The sequence below is a fragment of the Nocardiopsis sp. NPDC055879 genome (assembly GCF_053615935.1).
Window position 1 is genome coordinate 37,470 of the sequence record NZ_JBSHCT010000032.1, and the last position, 16,634, is coordinate 54,103.

The window sequence follows — 16,634 nt, forward strand, 5'->3', positions numbered from 1 at the left end:
CCGGACCTACCCGAGAGGTCCACCTTGAACCACGCTACCCCGACCGTCGCCGTGCCGCTGTCCCTCACCGTCGGCGCCCTCCCCACCAGCGCCCCGGTCCGCGTCTACGACATCCCCCTCACCGTCGACCACACTCACCACCTGGTCGTGATCGACGAAGCCGCCACCATCGACCTTGCCGTGCACGCGTTCCGCGCCCTCACCGCCCCCGTGCGCTCCCTGCTGTTCGTCGCCCTGGACGTGCCCGACCCCGACACCGACCCGGCCGGCTACCGTGCGGCCCGTTGGTGGGCGCCCTCCCAGACGTTCACCCTCGACCTGATCCGGGGCATGGAGCAGGGCGGGCGGCTCGACCCGTGGCCCGGCAACAGCGACGCCCAGGGCGCCCAGGACGACACCGTGGAGGCGAACCGATGAGCCGCACCCGACTCCAGTTCTCCCCCACCCCGGACATGACCAGCGAGACCACCACCGGGTTCCCCGACGGGCACCCCGCTCACTGGGAGGCGACCCGCAACGGCGCTGTCGTTGGCCGCTACAGCTTCCTCTTGGACTACTGGGAGGCCTACATCCCCGGGCGGGAACCGCACCGGTGCCGTACCGAGACGGCCGCCCGGCTGTGGCTGATCCGGCACACACCCGACGTGCCGGTGGTCGAGCCCGACCTCGACAGTGCCCCCGACGGTGCTCTCTTCGACGCCGCCGTCCTCACCGGTCAGGGCACCATCGACCAGGCCATCGCCACCGTCGAAGCTGAACAGACCGCCGACGTACCCGACAGCGCCGCCGGACGTTGGTCGGCCACCTCCACCGGGGACACCGGCACCGTCCCCTTCGCCCAGGTGCGCGAACTACTTGACGCCGTCGAGGCTGTCCTCGACCTGCCGAAGGACGGCGCTCCGGATCAGCTGACCTACCGGTACTCCTTCATGTCCGGTGTGCTGTCCACCGTCGAGGACGGGCGCGGCGCCGACCACGCGGCCGTGCTCCTGCGCAAGCTGGCCAACGCCGCCCAGGGCACCGAGGAGGTCAACCGATGATGCACGGGAACCTTGTCGCCTGGTTGGCGTTCACCACCGGCGCCGTCGTCTCCGTGGGCGCCAACGTGTTGCACGCCCTCGACGGTGGCGGGGCGGTCGACTTCGGCCGTGTCGTCGCCGCGGGGTGGGCGCCCGTCGCCCTGCTGTTGGTCGCCGAACTGGTGGCCCGTGCCCGCCAATCGGGGCCGTGGTGGATCATCGCGCTTCGGTGGGCCGGTACCGCTGTCGTGGCCGGGGTCGCGGCGATCGTGTCGTATGGGCACATGCGGGACCTGTTGCTGTCCTACGGCGAAACCGCGTTGGTCGCCCACCTGTTGCCGTTGAGCGTTGACGGCCTGCTGTTGGTGGCGTCGTTGGCGTTGGCCTTCCCCGGCGACACAGGCGACCGTCCGGAGCGTCCCGTGGAGCGTGTCGAGGAGGCGCCCACGGTCGAGGAGGAACGGCACGGCTTGCCGTCCCTTGCCGCGCCGGTGTCGGTGTCTGCCGTGGACGGCACACGCGACACGGTGACCGTGCCGGTCGGCGACGCCCAGGACCCGGGCGGCGAACCGTTCGATGACCGGGTGCGGGCGCGGAACGCCTACCGTGTCGCCCGTACCGAGGGTGTGCCTCCCACCGGTAAGGAGCTTGCCGCGCGGTTCGGTCGCTCCGAGTCGTGGGGGCGTGCACGTATCAGGGAGTGCCAGGCCGCGTGACGCGGTGAGCACGGGGCCGGCCCTTCGTCGAGGGGCCGGCCCTTCCCGCTGCCCGGGGCCGTTGCGGTTGACCCCCTGACATGGCGAAGGCCCCGGCCTACCCTGTGAAGTGCGACCAACCAGGGAAGGACGGGACCCATGCCCGCACAGGATACCTCCGTGGCCGACCGGCTCATAGAGCTTCGACGACGCCGCGGGCTCACCCAAGAGGGCCTTGCAGAACGGGCAGGGATCAGCGTCGGCGTCATCCGCAAGGTCGAACAGGGCGGCACGGCCCGGATCGAGAATTACCACCGCATCGCCCGAACCCTGGGAGTGCGCACGGTGTGGTTCATGACTGCCGAAGCACCGGCGCCGCGGGTCGACGATGAGCGCGACGCGGTTCTCGCCGACATCCGGTCAGCCGTCAATCCTCCGTTGGGGTTGCGGGGGCGGCTCTACCCCGACGACGACGTTCCCCCGAACCTGGGCCTGTTGGAGCGCGCCGTGTCGTCGGTGGCGGCGCATTACCAGGCCGACCGGTATGACGACGTGGCGCGGTTGTCGCCCGCTCTTGTGCGGTCCGCTCACGCCCACGTGGCGTTGTTGGAGGGCGACGAGAAGAACGAAGCGATCCGCCTTCGGTCGGATTCCCTCCAATTGACGGCGCGGTACCTCATCCAGATCAGGGAGCATGATCTGTCGCTGATCGCGCTTCGTGACGCGCTCACCGACGCGCTTGCCGTTGGCGATCAGGGGCTTGCCGCGGCGTGCATCGGTGAGCAGGGGTGGGCGCTCATGCGGCAAGGCCGGTTCGATGACGTGGAACGCCTGTGCGCCGACACGGCAGACGCGTTGGAGCCCGAACGGCTCTCCAAGGCCGGCAAGGAGTCGGTGGCGGCGTGGGGGTACGTGCTCATGCGCGCCGGTGCCGCGGCCGTCCGCAACAACCGGCCCGACGAAGCACGGGAGTATCAGACGCTTGCCCAGACCGCCGGGGAGCTTGTCGGCGACGAGATCGCAACCGCTGGACACATGAGGTTCGGCCGCGCCACGGCGCTCATGAACGGGATGCAGAACGAGTTGATCGCCGACCGGCCCGACCGGGCGTTGGACCTGGTCGAGGAGATCCGGCCGCGGCAAGGGCAGACCACGGCGAACACTCAACAGCGGTACGCGCTCGACCAGGCCGCAGCTCACCTTCGGTTGCGCAACGTCGACCGGACAACCGAGATCGTGCTCGGGTTGAAGAGCCAGGCGCCGTCATGGTTCCGGCAACAGCAGGCCGCCCGGGACATCGCCGAAGACCTGTTGGAGCAGGCGAAGCGGATGCCGTCGAGTGAGCATCGGGAGGTTGCCGCGTTCCTCGGTGTGACCTGATCAGCGGCGCTACCACGAAGCGTGGCAGTTCTGGGGCGGTGGTCCGGGAACTGCCACGTTCTGTGTCTGTAGCGGGCATCACAGGGTCCGTAGCGTCGTTGTCACCCCAACCTCCGAGGTGACCGATGATGACCGACCAGCGCGCAGACGAACGGGCCGCGCTGCACGCCCATCCGTCCGCAATCGAGATCATCGCGGCCGACTACCCGCACTGGGAGATCAGCCGGACCCGTGACGGGGCCGTGCACGGCAACTGGACAGCGACCAGCGGCAAGGCAACCTTGACGGCGGCCGACACCCGCGCGTTGCTCGTCGCCCTGGAGAAGCACGAACTCGACCGACTCCAGACCGAGCACGGCGCTCTGTGGAAGGTGTGGCGCACGCCTCGGTATTGGATGGCTACCGCTCTCGTCGACGGGGTCGAACCCACGTTGATGGAGGAAACCCCGGGCGCGCTCGAAGCCAGGATGAACAACCCCGGCACGTGGGGACAACGACCGCGGGCAGGGGGCGCCCGGTGACCTTCGCAGAGTTCGCCCGACTCACCCGACCACGCCGGCCCCGACCGGCCGCGCCCGTCAACGACGGCGGACCGCTCCCTCGACGTGTCCCGCGCGCGTCCGGGCTGATCCCCGCCCCGCGGCCGTCTCCGGAGAACCCCGCCCCGCCCAGGGCGGCCTAGAGCCCCCGCGCGCCCGGCCCGTATCCGTTCGTTGTTCGGGTTCGTCTCCCCAACGGGTGCGCGGGTCTCATACGGCCGCGCCCTTCTGCCGTGGGGGAAGGCACAGGGGCGCGGTCCCCGCCCGGTGAGGCACACCTCCCGGGCACACAGCAGGGCCACAGGAACGCGACCTGTGGCCCTGCTTCATGCCCGGAGCGGGCGACACCTGACGAACCAGTACACGAGACCGCAGAGTTTTTACCGGAAGCGGGTATGACAGGGTGACCGACCCGCACGGGCATCATCACATTCCCGACTCTGGGAGCAGAGCTACCGTGTCTGCCTCCGGGTAATCAGCTCTCTCCGATCAGCCCATCCGCGCGAGTACGAGCATCCTCGGTAAGCCAGTTGATATGCGCCACCTTGCCCGTCGCCCCCACCTGGGGCGTGGACGTCAAGCCCTTCGCGTGCAACACCGCGAGCACGTCCGCCACAGTGCCAGCATCGAGTTTCGCGCCATTGAACTCGGCGATCCTTCTCGTGATCGTCACAGGGGTGATCATGTCGACCTGCCCGGGCTTGAGACTGCGTTCGTGAAGCCGGGCGCCGACGAGAACAAGATCTTCAGTGGTCATGTCGCCCATGATCCCTCGCCTTGCGACCGTCCGGGGTAAGCGCCAAGGCAAGAGCATGGCCAGAAACGGACAGCAGACGCGGCAACCCCCGGGCGCCGCTACCTTGTCGCTATGGAAACAGCAACATGGGAACTCGTTGTCGCCATCATCGCGGCGGTCATCGCGGCCGGAGCTCTCGTCGTAGCCTGGATTACGAAAGACGCCGCCAAGGAATCCGCCTGCACAGCAAAGAAGGCCCTCGAAGTAGCACGTGAGTCAGTCGAGGCCGCGAAACTTTCGGCCCATGCAGCAGACAGGTCAGCTTCGGCGGAGGAGAAGGCCCTCCAACTGGAGAAAAGCCAAGCCGAACACCGAGTCGCTCGATGGGAGATCAAGAAGGTTCAGGGCTCGACAGACAGGTTGTCAGCAACGCGCAAGGCGAAGATCACCAACGTTGGCGAAGAGGTCGCCCTCTCGGTCCGCATATCCGGCCAGCGGCTTCAAAGCTCGGTCACAGCTGATTCTGTCCCCGTGGGGCAGTTCGTAGAGATCACTTACGACGCCAGCGAGGTCGCCCCAGGCGCATTCCCGGTCGCCCATGAATATCTGGTCGAGTGGATGCGGCCCAGGCCGTTCCACGAGGAGAGTAAGAGTCAGCTCGTGGAACTACCCGAACTCTGACCTGCAGAAGGACCCGCACAAGGCGGGGCCCATCGTCGGCTCACAGCCACGGTCACCGTACTTATCGGGGGTCAGAAACCGGTCATTCGGCGGTGGTCTTGGAGCGCTTTCGACCGTCCCGCTTCCCCTGCTTCCTTCGTTCGGCGCGGCGCCGTTCGGCCTCTGCGCGGCGCCGCTGCTCAACCTCGACCCGCTCCCTGTAGTCGGCCGGGATGCCGTCGGGGGCGTCCTCGATCAGGACCCGCTTGTGCGCCAACACCCACACCGTTTCGGGGTCGTCGGTGTACGTCACCCCGTCGACCCACCACACCTGTTCGCCCTCCCGTGGCCCCGAAGTGGCCACGACCTTCCCCCGCTTCGGGATGGTGTCGTGGGTGATCTTGCGCAGCACCCGGGACGGGTTGTCGACGTAGGCCCGCCACTCGATCAACTCTTCAGCCGTGCGCGGCGCTGTCTTGCCCACTCGCAGGCGCCGAAGACGTTCCTGTGCGGGACTGTAGCCAAAGCGTTCCTGTGCCTGTTCGAGGCGTTTCTGAAGCTCTTCGGCGCGGTTCACCACTGCCCGTCTCCCTCTCCCATGTCGACCAGGTGATCGCCTTCCCCGGCGGCCACCAGAGCGGCCACCTGTAGGGCGAGAGCGTCCATAAGCCCGCGTTCCTCCACGGCCTTCCTGGCGCGCCTGTGGTGGGCTCTGACACCCCGGGGAGTGTCCGGACGGAGCGACGCACCCGCCGCGCCCGTCAACGCCTCACGGGCCGGCTCGGGGGCGTCCGGGTCGAGGGCGTTGGCCAACGCCGTGATGACCACCGGTCGGGGCCGGCGCTCCCCCGATTCGAGCCGCAACACGGTTGTGTGAGCGACCACCGCGCGGGCGGCCAACCCCCGGATGGACAACCCCCGTTCGGTGCGCAGGCGCCGAAGGAGGGCGCCGAAGGTGGCGGCCAACCTGGCGGTTTCGTCCGGGTCGGGTCGACCGTTCGCCCACCGGTCGGGGGTGGTCGCTGGTGTCTGTACCGGGCGGTGTCCAACGTCGTGACGAGGGGCCGGGCGACCGTTCGCCCGCTGATCCGGGGTGGTCGTTGGTGGGTGGTGTCCAATGTCGCGTGCGGGTGTGGGTGGGGTGGTCGACCGGTCGAGGTTGTGGGGCATGTGGGGTGTCTCCTGTGGTGGGTATGGGTCGGCCGCCCCGTGGTTGGTGCGGGGCGGCCGGGGTGGTGGGTTACTCGGTTGGGGTTGTGGTGGTGTTCGTGGGGGTGTTGCCGGTGCGGCGGGCGGTGCCCTCACGCTTGAGCTGGGCCATGATCGCTTCGCGGTTGGCGGCGTACTCGTCGGTGTCCATGTCGGCGATCTGGCCGCGGGTGAAGGTGGGGCGGGGTTCGGTCATCGGTTGGTCTCCATGCGCTGGGTGGGTGCGGTGTGGTTGTGGAGGAGGGCGCCCAGGTCCTTGCCGCCGGCGGGGAGTCCGCCGTGGCGGCGGGCGACCTGGCAAACGGCGTCGGCGACGTGCATGCCGGTCTTGACCTCGTTGATGCGGCCGTTCGGGGTGATCACTACGGCGCCGCCGGCGCCGGTGTACCAGGTGGTGCCGGACGGGTCGGGCTCTCCCTGGTTCTGGGCAGGGACGTCGAGGTTGTGCAGGCGACCAACGGTGGAGCGCACCCACTGGTTGCGGTCCTCGCAGGCGTTCACGAACGCCTCGACGGCAGTCTCGGCCTGGGCGCGGAGTTCGACCAGGCGGCGGGTGTCGTCGGTCTGGGCGTCGATGTCGGCGGTCACGGTGTCGATGTCGTGGCGGCGCTGCTTGGCCTGCTTGCGTGCGGTCTTGCGTCGGGCGGCTTCGGCTCGGAGCTTGGCGAAGCGGGACAGGCCGCGCTGCTGTTCGATGTGGTCGGCGGTGATGGTGTCGTCGCCGTTGCGTACCTGCTCTTCGAGTTCTTCGACTCGTCGGGCGGCTTCGGTGGCTTCGGTGTCGGCGGTGGTGATGGGGTCGTTGCTCATGGGGTGGTGTTCTCCTGTTCGGTGAGTTGGTGGAGCAGGTCGAGGGCGTTTGCCCGGGTGGTGTCGTCGATGTGGGCGGCGTGGGTGATGAGGTGTCGGGCGCGGTCTATGTCTTCGGTGATGTAGAGGGCGGCGGCGACACTGCTGGTGGTTTTGAACTCGGGTGTTCCGGGTTGGGTGGCGCGGTTGGCGGCGATGGCTTTGGTTCGGACGCGGGCGGCGATGTAGCGGGCGCTCATGTCCACCTCACGGGGGTGAGGCCGTGGCGGGCGGCGAGAGCGTCGAGCACGTCATCGGCGGCCGGGCAGTTGTCTTCGTGGACGACGGACAGCCGGATCACTTCGGTGTGCCCGTGTCGGTGTCGGGTGGTGATGCGTCGGCGCTGGGCGCGGTTGAGGCGGATGGGTGCGGCGCCGCAGGGGCAGGGGTGGCCGGTGGCGACCAGGCGGCGGCGGGCGATGCCTTCGCGGATGTCGGTGGGGAGGTCTTCGGAGAGTCGGGGGACGACGGAGAGGGCGGGGTAGCCGTCGACGTGGGAGCGAATCAGATCGCTCATGTTGCTTCCTTCCTGCCGGCTCTCCCTCTCACTCCCACCCCTAAAGGGGTGGGGTGTGGGAGGAAGTTAGGGGCGTACTGTCATGGGAGTTGGTGGGAGTAGGTGAGAGTCATTGGTTGGCGGGCACCTCCCGTAGTTGGTAGTGGGAGCGCCTACCGGCCCCGGTGTTGACCACCAATCCCTTATTGACCAGCGCTTTCAAAGCCCGGTAGAAGGAACTTTCGGCGACGTCGGATGCCTTCATGAGGGCGGACGCGGACGCGCCGGTACTCTCAAACAACTCTCGGAGCGTGGACAGAATCGCCTCTTCCGAAGGGGTGACGCGGGCGCTGTTACTCCCACCGGTGAGAACGGCGCTGTCGCCCTCGGTTTCCAGCCGCAACAGGAACGGATCGAAGGGGGTCGCGTCCTTCTGCTTCTTGCACTCCAGACGCACATGCGGGCCGTCTTTGAGCACGCGGACGATGGTGGTTGCGGCGCCCTCCATGGCGGTGGAGCCGCGCATGTTGTCGCCGCTACGCCCTTCGTGGTGGACCAACAGCACGCACGCCCGGGACGCGCGTCGGATGTCGTCGGCCGCGGAGACCAGGCGCCCCATGTCCTGGGAACTGTTCTCGTCGGCGCCGACGGTGACGCGGGCCTGGGTGTCGATGATGACCAGGGCGGGGCGTAGTTCGGCGACCAGGGCGACGAACGCCTCCTTCTCGCCGTGGTTCATGAGCTGCACGGCGACGGGCAGGAAGCGGACACCACCCATGCGGGCCTGTGCACGCTGCTCCCAGGCGCGCACGCGTTGGCGAACACCGGACACGCCTTCGGCGATGAGGTAGAGCACGGGGCCGCTGGTGACCTCTCGGGTCTGCCAGGGGAGCCCCAGACCGACACGTCCGGCCCAGTCGATCGCGAGGAAGCTCTTACCGTGTCCGGGTTTGCCTTGGACCCACGCGAGGCTGTCGAGGTAGAGCACGCCGTCGATGAGCGGTTCCGGGTCGGGGATTCCGTCGAGGCCGGCGGAGTCGACCAGTAGGGAACGAAGCTCGGAGAGCCGTGCGAGAGTCGGGTCTTCCTCGGTGTCGTCGAGGTCCTGGGCGTCGTCAGCGGGGGTCTCGTCGAGGTCTTCCTCCGGCGCCTGGTCGAGGGGCACCAAGTCGTCGAGGGACAGACCCGCGTCGAGGTGATCGGACACGTCGGCGCCCTTACGGTCGAGCGGGGACCGGAGCATCCGGACGGACGCGGCGGCCCCGTCGAGGGCCTGGGCGACCTTGTGGGCGTGCTCGATACCGGGGCCGTCGTTGTCGGCGATGACCACGACGTGCGCGCCCTTGAGAGCGACTGTGTAGTCGTGCTCCCACTTGGCGTTGGCGCCGTTGACGGCGGTGGTCGCGACGTGCCCGCGTTCGTTGAGCCGGTCGGCGTCCTTCTCTCCCTCCACCACGGCGACCGTGCCACCAGCGGCGGCGGCTTCGGTGACCGCGGGGAGGTTGTACAGGACCCGGACGCCGCGCGGCAGGCCAGCTTTGTCGGTGGCCCGGTTGTGCGGCCGGAACGTCTTGGCACCACAGGACCGGCACCGGTAGCGGCGTTGGGTGTAAAGCACTTCCCCGGCCGGGTCGACGTAGTCGTAGCTGGCGACGAGATCACTCGACTTCCACGGGCGGGCGTGGTCGCACTCAGGGCGCCGTTCGGTGTCTTCGTCGAACAGGTCCGTCATACGCAGGTCGAGGGCGGTAACGACGTCTTCGGTGTCGCAGCCGGCCTTACACGAGAGCAGGGCCTTACTGCCGTCGTAGCCGACGGACAGGGACGGCGCCCGGTCGTCGTGGGCGGGGCACCGTGCGGAGAGCTGGGTGTCTCCGTGAGGTGCGTGTCCGTGCGCTTCGAGGGCGTCACGGACTCGGGCGAGAGCGGTCACTTCCTCACCGTCCACGGGGGCACGGGGGCGCCTTCGTCGTTCCGGTGGGCGAGAGCGTGGGCGAGATCGGAGCGGACTCGGGCGATCCCGAAGGGGTTGGCTCCGCGCACCTCGACCGACGCGGCCCGGTGGACCAGGCACGCGGTCATGAACGCTTCCCACTCGGGGTCGGAGCGGAACCCGGGGGCGTCGCCGATGTCGACGATGATGTGCATCCCGGCGTAGGCGGCCGGCCCGATGGGCAGCCCGTCCTTACGGGGCGCTTCGGGGGCGATGGCCCCGTCGAACCCGGGGATGAGCATGTCGCGTTCGCGCTGGTGAAGTTTGCAGGTGAAGACCACGGTCCCGGTGATGTTCGGGGTGTGGTCATGGTGCTGTCGTACGCTGGTCATGACGTCCTTTTGCTGAGGGTGCGTCTTCTGAATGGCCGGGGTTGCCGCCCCGGCCATTCGCATGTGTGAGGTGGGTTCGGCGGTCATGCGGCGGCGCCGCCCTGGTGGGCGTCGAGCCACGCCTCGACGTCGGCCACGCGGTAGCGGACTCGGGACGTGCGTCCGGTACCGAGTTTGATGAAGCTGGGGCCGACGCCCTTGTAACGCCAGTTGCTCGCGGTCTGGGGCGCGACGCCCGTCATCTCGCAGAACTCGGCGGGAGTGAGCAGCTTCCTGTTCCCGTGGTGAGGCATCTTCCACTTCCTAGTGTTGAAAATTCACACTGCGGCGTTGACAGTTGCCGCTACACCGGGAATAGTAGCACTCAAGCAAGGGCGAGGCCAGTTATGAGAGGAGGGGAAAACCATGGGAACTCCGTCTACAGTGGGAATCATGACCACTAAAAAGGCGAAGAACCACGGACCTACTGCTATCCAGGTCGCTACGAACGTCGCCCGCCTACGCAAGGCACAGGGCCTGACCCGGAAGGAGCTTGCCAACAGGACTAACGGCCTGGTCAGCGTGGAGATGCTGCGCGGGATCGAGAACGGGGAATCACCCGAAACCGGCAGGACCACCCGCCGCGTTGACGTCGATGACCTGATGGTTCTCGCGCTTGCGTTGAACACGTCTCCGGTCGCCTTGTTGATCGGTACACCCACCCATGCGTGGGACTCCGTCGAGTTCACAGGGTTGAACCACAGCCACAATCACGTGGCCGCTGACGTATGGCGGTGGGCGACAGGAGATGACCCCTCCATCCTGGATGAGGGCAGCGACCCCGCCGAGATCCGCCATCAGCAAGCGCTCTTTCACGCCTACGCGCGCCCCTGGTGGGTCGAAGCGTCGGCGGAGTATCAGGAGGCGATCGACAAGCACCGGGCGGAGAAGCACGCCCGCAAACAGCTAGGCGACATCGCAGATGAGGAGACAGACGAGTGATCCGTGTATGGATCGAGGACCGGGCCAAACACGCCGACTACCGCGAACGCGCGGCGGCGGCCCGGAAGGCGAAGCGCACCCCGCCCGGCCGGTGGCGGGTGCGGTACTACGACCTGTCCGGCAAGGAGCGCGCCGAGACCTTCGCCAAGGAGCCCCAGGCGCAGGCACGGCGTACCGAGCTTGAGACTCAACTCGCGCTGGGCACGTACCGTGACCCGCGCGACGGCAGGGTGAAGCTGTCCACGGTCGCCGAAGCGTGGTTCGAGGCACAGCACGACCTGAAGCGGTCAACCCGGAAGGGCTACCGGGATCACCTCGACCTGTACGTGCTCCCCCGGTGGGGCGAGTTGGCCGTGTCGGACATCCGGCGCGACGACGTCGTGACCTGGGTCGCCGAACTGGTCAACTCCCCCGGGGTCCGGGGCGGCAAACTCAGCTCGTCGTCGGTGCGCAAGATCTACGGCGTGCTGTCGATGATCCTCGACTCCGCGGTCGCATCGAACAAGGTCGCCGCGAACGTGGCCACGGACGTCAAGCTCCCCCGGTTGCCCGTGGGTGAGCACGTGTACCTCGATCACCACCAGGTCGAGCTACTCGGCAAGGCGGCCGGCCCGTACCGGGCGTTCGTGCTCATGCTGGCGTACACCGGTCTCCGGTACGGGGAAGCCGCGGCGGTGCGGGTGCGGCACGTCGACATGAAGCGGAAGCGTATCCGTGTGGTCGAGGCGTTCGGCCGTGACGGCGGAGAGGTGTACGTCGACACCCCGAAGACGCACGAACAGCGGTCCGTGCCATTGCCGGCCTTCCTCGTGCGGGAGCTACGGCCCCTGGTGAAGGACCGGGAGCCGGACGCGTGGGTGTTCACCGCGCCCGGGGGCGGCCCGCTGCGCTACGACAACTTCCGGCGCCGGGTGTTCGATCCTGCCGTGATCGACGCCGGTCTCGGAGAGCAGGGCGTCACGGCGCACAAGCTCCGGCACACCGCCGCGTCCCTTGCCATCGCGGCCGGTGCGGACGTGAAGGTGGTGCAGACGATGCTCGGCCACAAGACGGCGACGATGACCCTCGACCACTACGGGCACCTGTTCCCCGACCGGCTCGACGAGGTGGCCACGCGCACGAGCACGGCGCGCGCGGCCGCCCTCCGGAAGGCGAAGCAGGACCCGAGGAAGTGACCATGTTCTGTACCAAGTCGTGTGCCATCCGTACCAAATGCGTACCGGGCACCGGAAACGCAAAACGGGGACCCCCGTAGGAAGCCCCCGTTACCACGTCTGATCTGCGCTTTTCTTGAGTGGAGCCAAGGGGAGTCGAACCCCTGACCTCCGGTATGCAAAACCGGCGCTCTGCCAGCTGAGCTATGGCCCCGTTTCGGTTCCGGGCCTGGCCCGTTCACCATTGCAGAGCATACCCGTATCGGCGGGTGCTCCGAGCGCACATGACAGGGGGCCGGACACAGCACAAAGCCGTGGGTCGCACCACGGGGTTGTCGGCCCACCCACGTCTTCGTGTCACTAGCGGACGCCGGGCGACACACGTGGTGTGCACCGTCGAACCCGTGACGGGAAACCCACCGGCCCCCTGTCGGTGGCCAGGAGGGTCCGCGATCAGCTCTCGCTGGCCGCGGTGGCTTCCGTCCACAGGTCGAGCTCGGCGCGGTCCGCCTGGATCTTGCGGTAGACGGCGAAAGCCCCGAGGGCCACCAGCGCCAGAACGATGATCTTCTTCACTGTCCGGACCCTTTCTCAGTTGGAAAACCGGTCGTACACACGGGCTCTCGCCATTGGGCGAGGGCACCGAGGGCAACTTTATGAGGTTGTCACCTAGCAGACTAGCAAGCTATTGCGGGCGGTCCCTGCCATCGTGGACCGATTCACACCGGGTTTCTCGGTTGATCCACTTCCGAGCCCTCAGGTGAGCAGCGCCATCCGGCGCAGAATCCCCACGGTGGCCCGAGGATCCGCGGCGATGCCGGTGAGCCGGTCCCAGACTCCATGGCAGGAGCGGACGGCCTCCTCCGACTCGACGATCGCCCCGCCCTGGGTCGCTTCGACGTAGGCGAGGTCGGCCTCGTCCTCCTCGAACCCCATGATCGAGAACGGGCCGGCCAACCCGGGGTGGGGCCCGGCCGAGGTGGGGAGGAGCTGCACCGTGACGTGGTCGGAGCCCGTGGCGAGTTCGACCAGGCGGCCCGCCTGTGCCCGCAGCAGGGAGAGGTCCGCGGAGACACGCTGGAGCGCGTCCTCTTCCACCACGGCGTGGTAGCGGCCCAGGGCACCGGATTCGAGGATCTCCTGGCGTTTGAGGTGCGCGGCGACCATGCGTTCGGCACCGTGGTCACCATGGCCGAGGGACCGCGCCACGGTGGCCGTGTAGTCGGGGACCTGGAGCAGGTCGGGGACGAGGATCCCGGCATAGGTCCGGATGGTGACCGCGCCGGCCTCGTTGCCCACGTAGGCGGAGGAGAGAACGTCCTCATACTCCGTCCACCAGGGGCGAAGTCGGGATTCCCGGACGAGGGTCAAGATGGCCTCTCGCCGGCCGCCGGTGACCCCGTAGAGCTTCAGCAGGGCGGAGATCTCCATGACGGAGGGCCACTTGCGGATCCCGGTCTCTATGTGGCCGAGTTTGGCCGGCGACCACTCCAACTCGTCGGCCACGTCGTTGAGGGTCATCCCGGACCGCACACGGTGACGGCGGAGTTCGGCGGACAGTCGCCGTCGACGAACCGTGGGACTGGTCATAACACTGATCCAATGACGCGGAGTGTCGGAAGTGTCCCTCCAGCGAAACACGGTGTCTAGCATCTAGCAATGAGTTTCTAGAAAACCGGTGCCGATTCGATGCAATAAGGACAACGCGACTCGCTTCTCCTTCGTCGATTCCAGGCGTTTGTTACGATGAGTAAGCGAAGTTCGGTGTTGGGTGGTCACATGGCCCACAGGAGGTCGTTCACTCGTCGTGGCCCTCCTACGACGCTGCGGACCCAACCGGGGCGCGTCAGGAGGCGCGTACGATGCAGGAGGTGCCCGCCGCGGCGGGCGTACCCGCACATGTAGAGGAAACCCATGAGCTACCCGCTTGACGACGCAGAGCAGCTGATCGCGAACGCGGAGGCCGAGATGCCACCGAGTACCCGGTCCCGTCTCATCGCGAAACTCCGTATGGGTAAGCACATCGACGACGCGGCAGCGGAACTCGGGATCGGCCCCAAACAGGTGTTCTCGACCGCCCGCATCCTCACCGCTTTCGGCGACCAGCTGGACGCCACCCTCACCGAACAGCGTGACCCCTCGCTGCCGCACGGCACCGTCACCGGCTACAACAAACGCTGCCGTTGCCCCGAATGTCGAGCCGCCCTCCAGCAGCGCATTTGACCTCTAAAAGGCCGATGTCCGCTTTCGGCCACCCGCCTCCACCTGCGGCAACGGGTTGTTAACCCAGACTTCTCGAAGCAATACGGTTCTCCGAGGCTTATCAGCCGTGGGTTCGGGGGAGATCGCTGACATGAACGAGCACGTGGACTGGTCGGCGATGAGCGAAGACGATTTCGTTGCGCTGCTGCGGCAGCTCATCGAGGCCCCGGAGGTCGACGAAGACTAGGGCCTGTTTCCCCGCCACGGGCCTGACCTGGCCCGGCGAGTACGACCCGTGCCCATCACGGGTCGGTCCCCCACCCCTGCGCCTCCCCTGGCGATATCGGTGGTAGTCGGTAGCGGTCGCCGGCGTTGTCATGTCTCGGCCGTTGTCGTCGGTGTGTCGGTGTGTCGGTGTGGTCATTGGCCTGCCGTGCCGTGTCCGGCTATGGCCAGGGGCTCAAGGACATGTTCATGGACCTCAGCAGCCAAGACAGCAGCCACGACGTCAGTGGCCACAAAGGTGGAGAAGGGTCCCCCACACACGGAACCCGTGCGCGGTTCCGGGGCGGGGCGGCCAGGACGGGACGAACCCGGGTAGGCCCCGCCGAGTACGGTCATGCCCCGGTGTGTGCTCTAGCCCCCTTCAGGAACCCGGCATGCGACACCTGATCACGCCTCTGACCGAGGCCATGCCCGTGATCTGAGGCGCCCACCTATCCCGCCCTCTCGGTCACTGCTGGATTGTCCACAGGCGGGGAGTTCGGGGTGGTGAACCGTTCTGCCTACGTGATCCCATTGATCTTGGGGGAGCCGCTGGTTTCGCCGGTTTCGTGCTGCCCGGGGGTGGGGTGGGGTGCCTCAGGTTTTTGGCTCTTGGGGTTGGTGGGGGTAGCTCGGGTGTGTTGGTGGGGCGCCTCGGCTAGAGAACCTGCCGGTGGTCGGGCGGGGTGGGGGTGGGTTCTCCCTCCTTCCCCGCCGCGTGATTGTTGCCGCCCGCACCGCACGCGTCAAGGCGATGTTGAGTCCCCATCAGCGGTGCTGGTGGCCTTGACCCGTGCGGCGCGGGCGGCGGTTTGGCGGCTATCGGGGAAGGGGGGAGAGTGGTTGAGGTCCCAACGGCCCCGGGCTTCGCCCGGTCCGGCCGCAGGCGGCCGGATCCCTTCCCCTCCGCCTGGTGTCCTCGTGGGCCGCGTCGCCACTACGTGACGGGTGAGGTCACGAAGCACCCGCTACAGGTGGGGTGGGTGGTGGGGCGCGTCCCCGCGGTAGCCGGCTCTGGTCTTTTCAGCGATGATCTTGCTCGTAGCGCCCATTTGGGCGCCCAACATGGCGCTACGGACAAGATCGTTTCTCTTCAGAGCCCCTTCCCTCGAATTCGCCAGGAGTGTCTCCGCGATGGACGGATCCGGCCATAAGGAAAAGGGGGGTTCGGGCAACCCAAAACAGGGACTCTCGCATAGCAGGAATGCCAGCTCCAGAATTCGACTAATAAACTCACAGGGGGGCTGCCATTCTTGAGGGTGTTCGCATATAATCAGAGTATGAGCTTTCCTCCCCACGCACCGCGCCCGACCGGGAACACCCCGGTCGATAAGGCGATGGCGGGTGCGCGGGAGATCGCGGTGGAATTCTCCGAACGGGATATCCCGTTCGGGTGCGAAGCCGATGTACTCGCACAGTTCGGCCGCCTCAACCAGGAAACAGACCGCATCCGCTACGGGATGCTGCCCGCCCTGGCCCGCATGGAGACCACCGGTGCCCTGTTGGAAGAGGGCGGCCAGCGCAGCATCCAGGCGTGGATCACCCGCCAGTGGGGCACCTCCCCGGCCGAGGCCAAGAGCCTTGCCGCCCTCGCCCGGGCGTTGTACAAGCAGCAGCTGCCCCTGGTGGAAGAAGCCTTCCAGGGCGAAGTCTTGTCGTTGGGTGAGGCATGCGCGATCGCGACCTCCACCGAAAAAGCTGTGGCCGATTGGGCGCAGGTGTGGGAAAAGAGCGATGAGGATTTCCGGTCCGCCCACCCGGACGTGGAGGGGTTTCGGGCCCGGTTAGAATACGGGCTCATCGCCTATAAGCAGGAGTACCCGCAGGCGTCGGTGCGCCAGTTGCGGGACGCGGCGAAATGGTTCGTGGCCCGCCTGGACCCCGATAAGGCCGACCGGGACTATGACGAAACGTTCGAGAACCGGGGCGCCCAATTCTCGCCCACGTTCGAGTCCGGGTTTCTGTTGCGGATGTGGGGTCCTGGGGCCGATAACGAGCTGATCCAGGCCGCCCTGGAGGCTTACACCGAACCGTATGGGCCGGAGAACGCCGCCGTGGCGAAGCATCAGCGCACTTATGACGCGATGATGCGGATCTTCGAGACCGCTCTGACCCACCGGGGTTG

Annotated in this window: 21 protein-coding genes, 1 tRNA gene and 1 pseudogene; 10 read left to right on the forward strand and 13 right to left on the reverse strand. The window is 67.5% G+C overall.

The features are described 5' to 3' along the window. Positions 1 to 24 precede the first annotated feature (24 nt). The 5 genes from ACWGKS_RS26925 (at position 25) to ACWGKS_RS26945 (ending at position 3,615) form a co-directional block, all read left to right on the forward strand. Positions 25 to 417 carry a hypothetical protein gene (locus ACWGKS_RS26925; protein WP_452524456.1) on the forward strand — a complete coding sequence of 131 codons (393 nt, stop codon included), beginning with the start codon at positions 25 to 27 and terminating at the stop codon, positions 415 to 417. Further along, positions 414 to 1,040: a hypothetical protein gene (locus tag ACWGKS_RS26930; RefSeq protein ID WP_452524458.1), complete on the forward strand. Its 627-nt coding sequence runs from the start codon at positions 414 to 416 to the stop codon at positions 1,038 to 1,040. Before ACWGKS_RS26925 ends, ACWGKS_RS26930 begins: the two co-directional genes overlap by 4 nt. Next, positions 1,037 to 1,735 (forward strand): DUF2637 domain-containing protein, encoded by a 699-nt coding sequence (locus tag ACWGKS_RS26935; protein WP_452524460.1) that lies wholly within the window; start codon positions 1,037 to 1,039, stop codon positions 1,733 to 1,735. The genes ACWGKS_RS26930 and ACWGKS_RS26935 overlap by 4 nt, the downstream gene beginning before the upstream one ends. A 159-nt stretch (positions 1,736 to 1,894) precedes the next feature. Then, on the forward strand, positions 1,895 to 3,094 hold the full coding sequence (locus ACWGKS_RS26940; RefSeq protein WP_452524462.1) for a helix-turn-helix domain-containing protein: 1,200 nt from the start codon (positions 1,895 to 1,897) through the stop codon (positions 3,092 to 3,094). 125 nt (positions 3,095 to 3,219) lie between these two features. Then, the gene (locus tag ACWGKS_RS26945) at positions 3,220 to 3,615 is read left to right on the forward strand and encodes a hypothetical protein (RefSeq protein ID WP_452524464.1); all 396 of its coding nucleotides are present in this window, start codon (positions 3,220 to 3,222) and stop codon (positions 3,613 to 3,615) included. A gap of 493 nt (positions 3,616 to 4,108) precedes the next feature. Here ACWGKS_RS26945 and ACWGKS_RS26950 read toward each other — a convergent pair whose 3' ends face one another. After that, a complete protein-coding gene (locus ACWGKS_RS26950) occupies positions 4,109 to 4,390 on the reverse strand; it encodes a hypothetical protein (RefSeq protein WP_452524466.1) in 282 nt (93 codons plus the stop codon). 111 nt (positions 4,391 to 4,501) lie between these two features. On the opposite strand from ACWGKS_RS26950, the gene ACWGKS_RS26955 reads away from it, so the two are divergent. Beyond that, entirely contained in the window at positions 4,502 to 5,050 is a 549-nt protein-coding gene (locus ACWGKS_RS26955) for a hypothetical protein (protein ID WP_452524468.1), read from the forward strand. Between the two features lie 82 nt (positions 5,051 to 5,132). Here the strand turns inward: ACWGKS_RS26955 and ACWGKS_RS26960 are convergent, their stop codons facing one another. From ACWGKS_RS26960 to ACWGKS_RS27000, 9 genes are all read right to left on the reverse strand, one after another. Then, positions 5,133 to 5,606: a hypothetical protein gene (locus ACWGKS_RS26960; RefSeq protein ID WP_452524470.1), complete on the reverse strand. Its 474-nt coding sequence runs from the start codon at positions 5,604 to 5,606 to the stop codon at positions 5,133 to 5,135. Further along, complete coding sequence (locus tag ACWGKS_RS26965; RefSeq protein WP_452524472.1) at positions 5,603 to 5,995, reverse strand: helix-turn-helix domain-containing protein; 393 nt, start codon at positions 5,993 to 5,995, stop codon at positions 5,603 to 5,605. Before ACWGKS_RS26965 ends, ACWGKS_RS26960 begins: the two co-directional genes overlap by 4 nt. 274 nt (positions 5,996 to 6,269) lie before the next feature. Then, the gene (locus ACWGKS_RS26970) at positions 6,270 to 6,434 is read right to left on the reverse strand and encodes a hypothetical protein (protein WP_452524474.1); all 165 of its coding nucleotides are present in this window, start codon (positions 6,432 to 6,434) and stop codon (positions 6,270 to 6,272) included. Next, on the reverse strand, positions 6,431 to 7,048 hold the full coding sequence (locus tag ACWGKS_RS26975) for a hypothetical protein (RefSeq protein WP_452524476.1): 618 nt from the start codon (positions 7,046 to 7,048) through the stop codon (positions 6,431 to 6,433). Before ACWGKS_RS26975 ends, ACWGKS_RS26970 begins: the two co-directional genes overlap by 4 nt. Continuing rightward, positions 7,045 to 7,287 (reverse strand): hypothetical protein, encoded by a 243-nt coding sequence (locus tag ACWGKS_RS26980; protein WP_452524478.1) that lies wholly within the window; start codon positions 7,285 to 7,287, stop codon positions 7,045 to 7,047. Before ACWGKS_RS26980 ends, ACWGKS_RS26975 begins: the two co-directional genes overlap by 4 nt. Further along, a complete protein-coding gene (locus tag ACWGKS_RS26985; RefSeq protein WP_452524480.1) occupies positions 7,284 to 7,604 on the reverse strand; it encodes a hypothetical protein in 321 nt (106 codons plus the stop codon). The genes ACWGKS_RS26980 and ACWGKS_RS26985 overlap by 4 nt, the downstream gene beginning before the upstream one ends. Before the next feature lie 109 nt (positions 7,605 to 7,713). Next, positions 7,714 to 9,516: an AAA family ATPase gene (locus ACWGKS_RS26990; RefSeq protein ID WP_452524482.1), complete on the reverse strand. Its 1,803-nt coding sequence runs from the start codon at positions 9,514 to 9,516 to the stop codon at positions 7,714 to 7,716. Next, positions 9,513 to 9,908 carry a hypothetical protein gene (locus ACWGKS_RS26995; protein ID WP_452524484.1) on the reverse strand — a complete coding sequence of 132 codons (396 nt, stop codon included), beginning with the start codon at positions 9,906 to 9,908 and terminating at the stop codon, positions 9,513 to 9,515. The genes ACWGKS_RS26990 and ACWGKS_RS26995 overlap by 4 nt, the downstream gene beginning before the upstream one ends. Positions 9,909 to 9,991: 83 nt before the next feature. Continuing rightward, a complete protein-coding gene (locus tag ACWGKS_RS27000; protein ID WP_452524486.1) occupies positions 9,992 to 10,201 on the reverse strand; it encodes a helix-turn-helix transcriptional regulator in 210 nt (69 codons plus the stop codon). A gap of 139 nt (positions 10,202 to 10,340) precedes the next feature. Here ACWGKS_RS27000 and ACWGKS_RS27005 point away from each other — a divergent pair, with 139 nt between their 5' ends. Both ACWGKS_RS27005 and ACWGKS_RS27010 read left to right on the forward strand, forming a co-directional pair. After that, positions 10,341 to 10,889 carry a helix-turn-helix domain-containing protein gene (locus tag ACWGKS_RS27005; RefSeq protein ID WP_452524488.1) on the forward strand — a complete coding sequence of 183 codons (549 nt, stop codon included), beginning with the start codon at positions 10,341 to 10,343 and terminating at the stop codon, positions 10,887 to 10,889. Then, entirely contained in the window at positions 10,886 to 12,064 is a 1,179-nt protein-coding gene (locus ACWGKS_RS27010; RefSeq protein ID WP_452524490.1) for a tyrosine-type recombinase/integrase, read from the forward strand. Before ACWGKS_RS27005 ends, ACWGKS_RS27010 begins: the two co-directional genes overlap by 4 nt. Before the next feature lie 120 nt (positions 12,065 to 12,184). Here ACWGKS_RS27010 and ACWGKS_RS27015 read toward each other — a convergent pair. From ACWGKS_RS27015 to ACWGKS_RS27025, 3 genes are all read right to left on the reverse strand, one after another. After that, positions 12,185 to 12,257 (reverse strand) — tRNA-Ala (locus ACWGKS_RS27015). Positions 12,258 to 12,496: 239 nt separating this feature from the next. Then, a complete protein-coding gene (locus tag ACWGKS_RS27020; protein WP_014912962.1) occupies positions 12,497 to 12,619 on the reverse strand; it encodes a DLW-39 family protein in 123 nt (40 codons plus the stop codon). A 180-nt stretch (positions 12,620 to 12,799) separates the two neighbouring features. Beyond that, complete coding sequence (locus tag ACWGKS_RS27025; protein ID WP_358515614.1) at positions 12,800 to 13,633, reverse strand: helix-turn-helix domain-containing protein; 834 nt, start codon at positions 13,631 to 13,633, stop codon at positions 12,800 to 12,802. Positions 13,634 to 13,957: 324 nt separating this feature from the next. Between ACWGKS_RS27025 and ACWGKS_RS27030 the strand changes: the two genes are divergently transcribed. Together ACWGKS_RS27030 and ACWGKS_RS27035 are read left to right on the forward strand one after the other, a co-directional pair. After that, the gene (locus tag ACWGKS_RS27030) at positions 13,958 to 14,266 is read left to right on the forward strand and encodes a hypothetical protein (RefSeq protein ID WP_358515617.1); all 309 of its coding nucleotides are present in this window, start codon (positions 13,958 to 13,960) and stop codon (positions 14,264 to 14,266) included. 1,523 nt (positions 14,267 to 15,789) lie between these two features. Beyond that, positions 15,790 to 16,634 (forward strand): annotated as a pseudogene (locus tag ACWGKS_RS27035) (hypothetical protein); the annotation flags it as partial.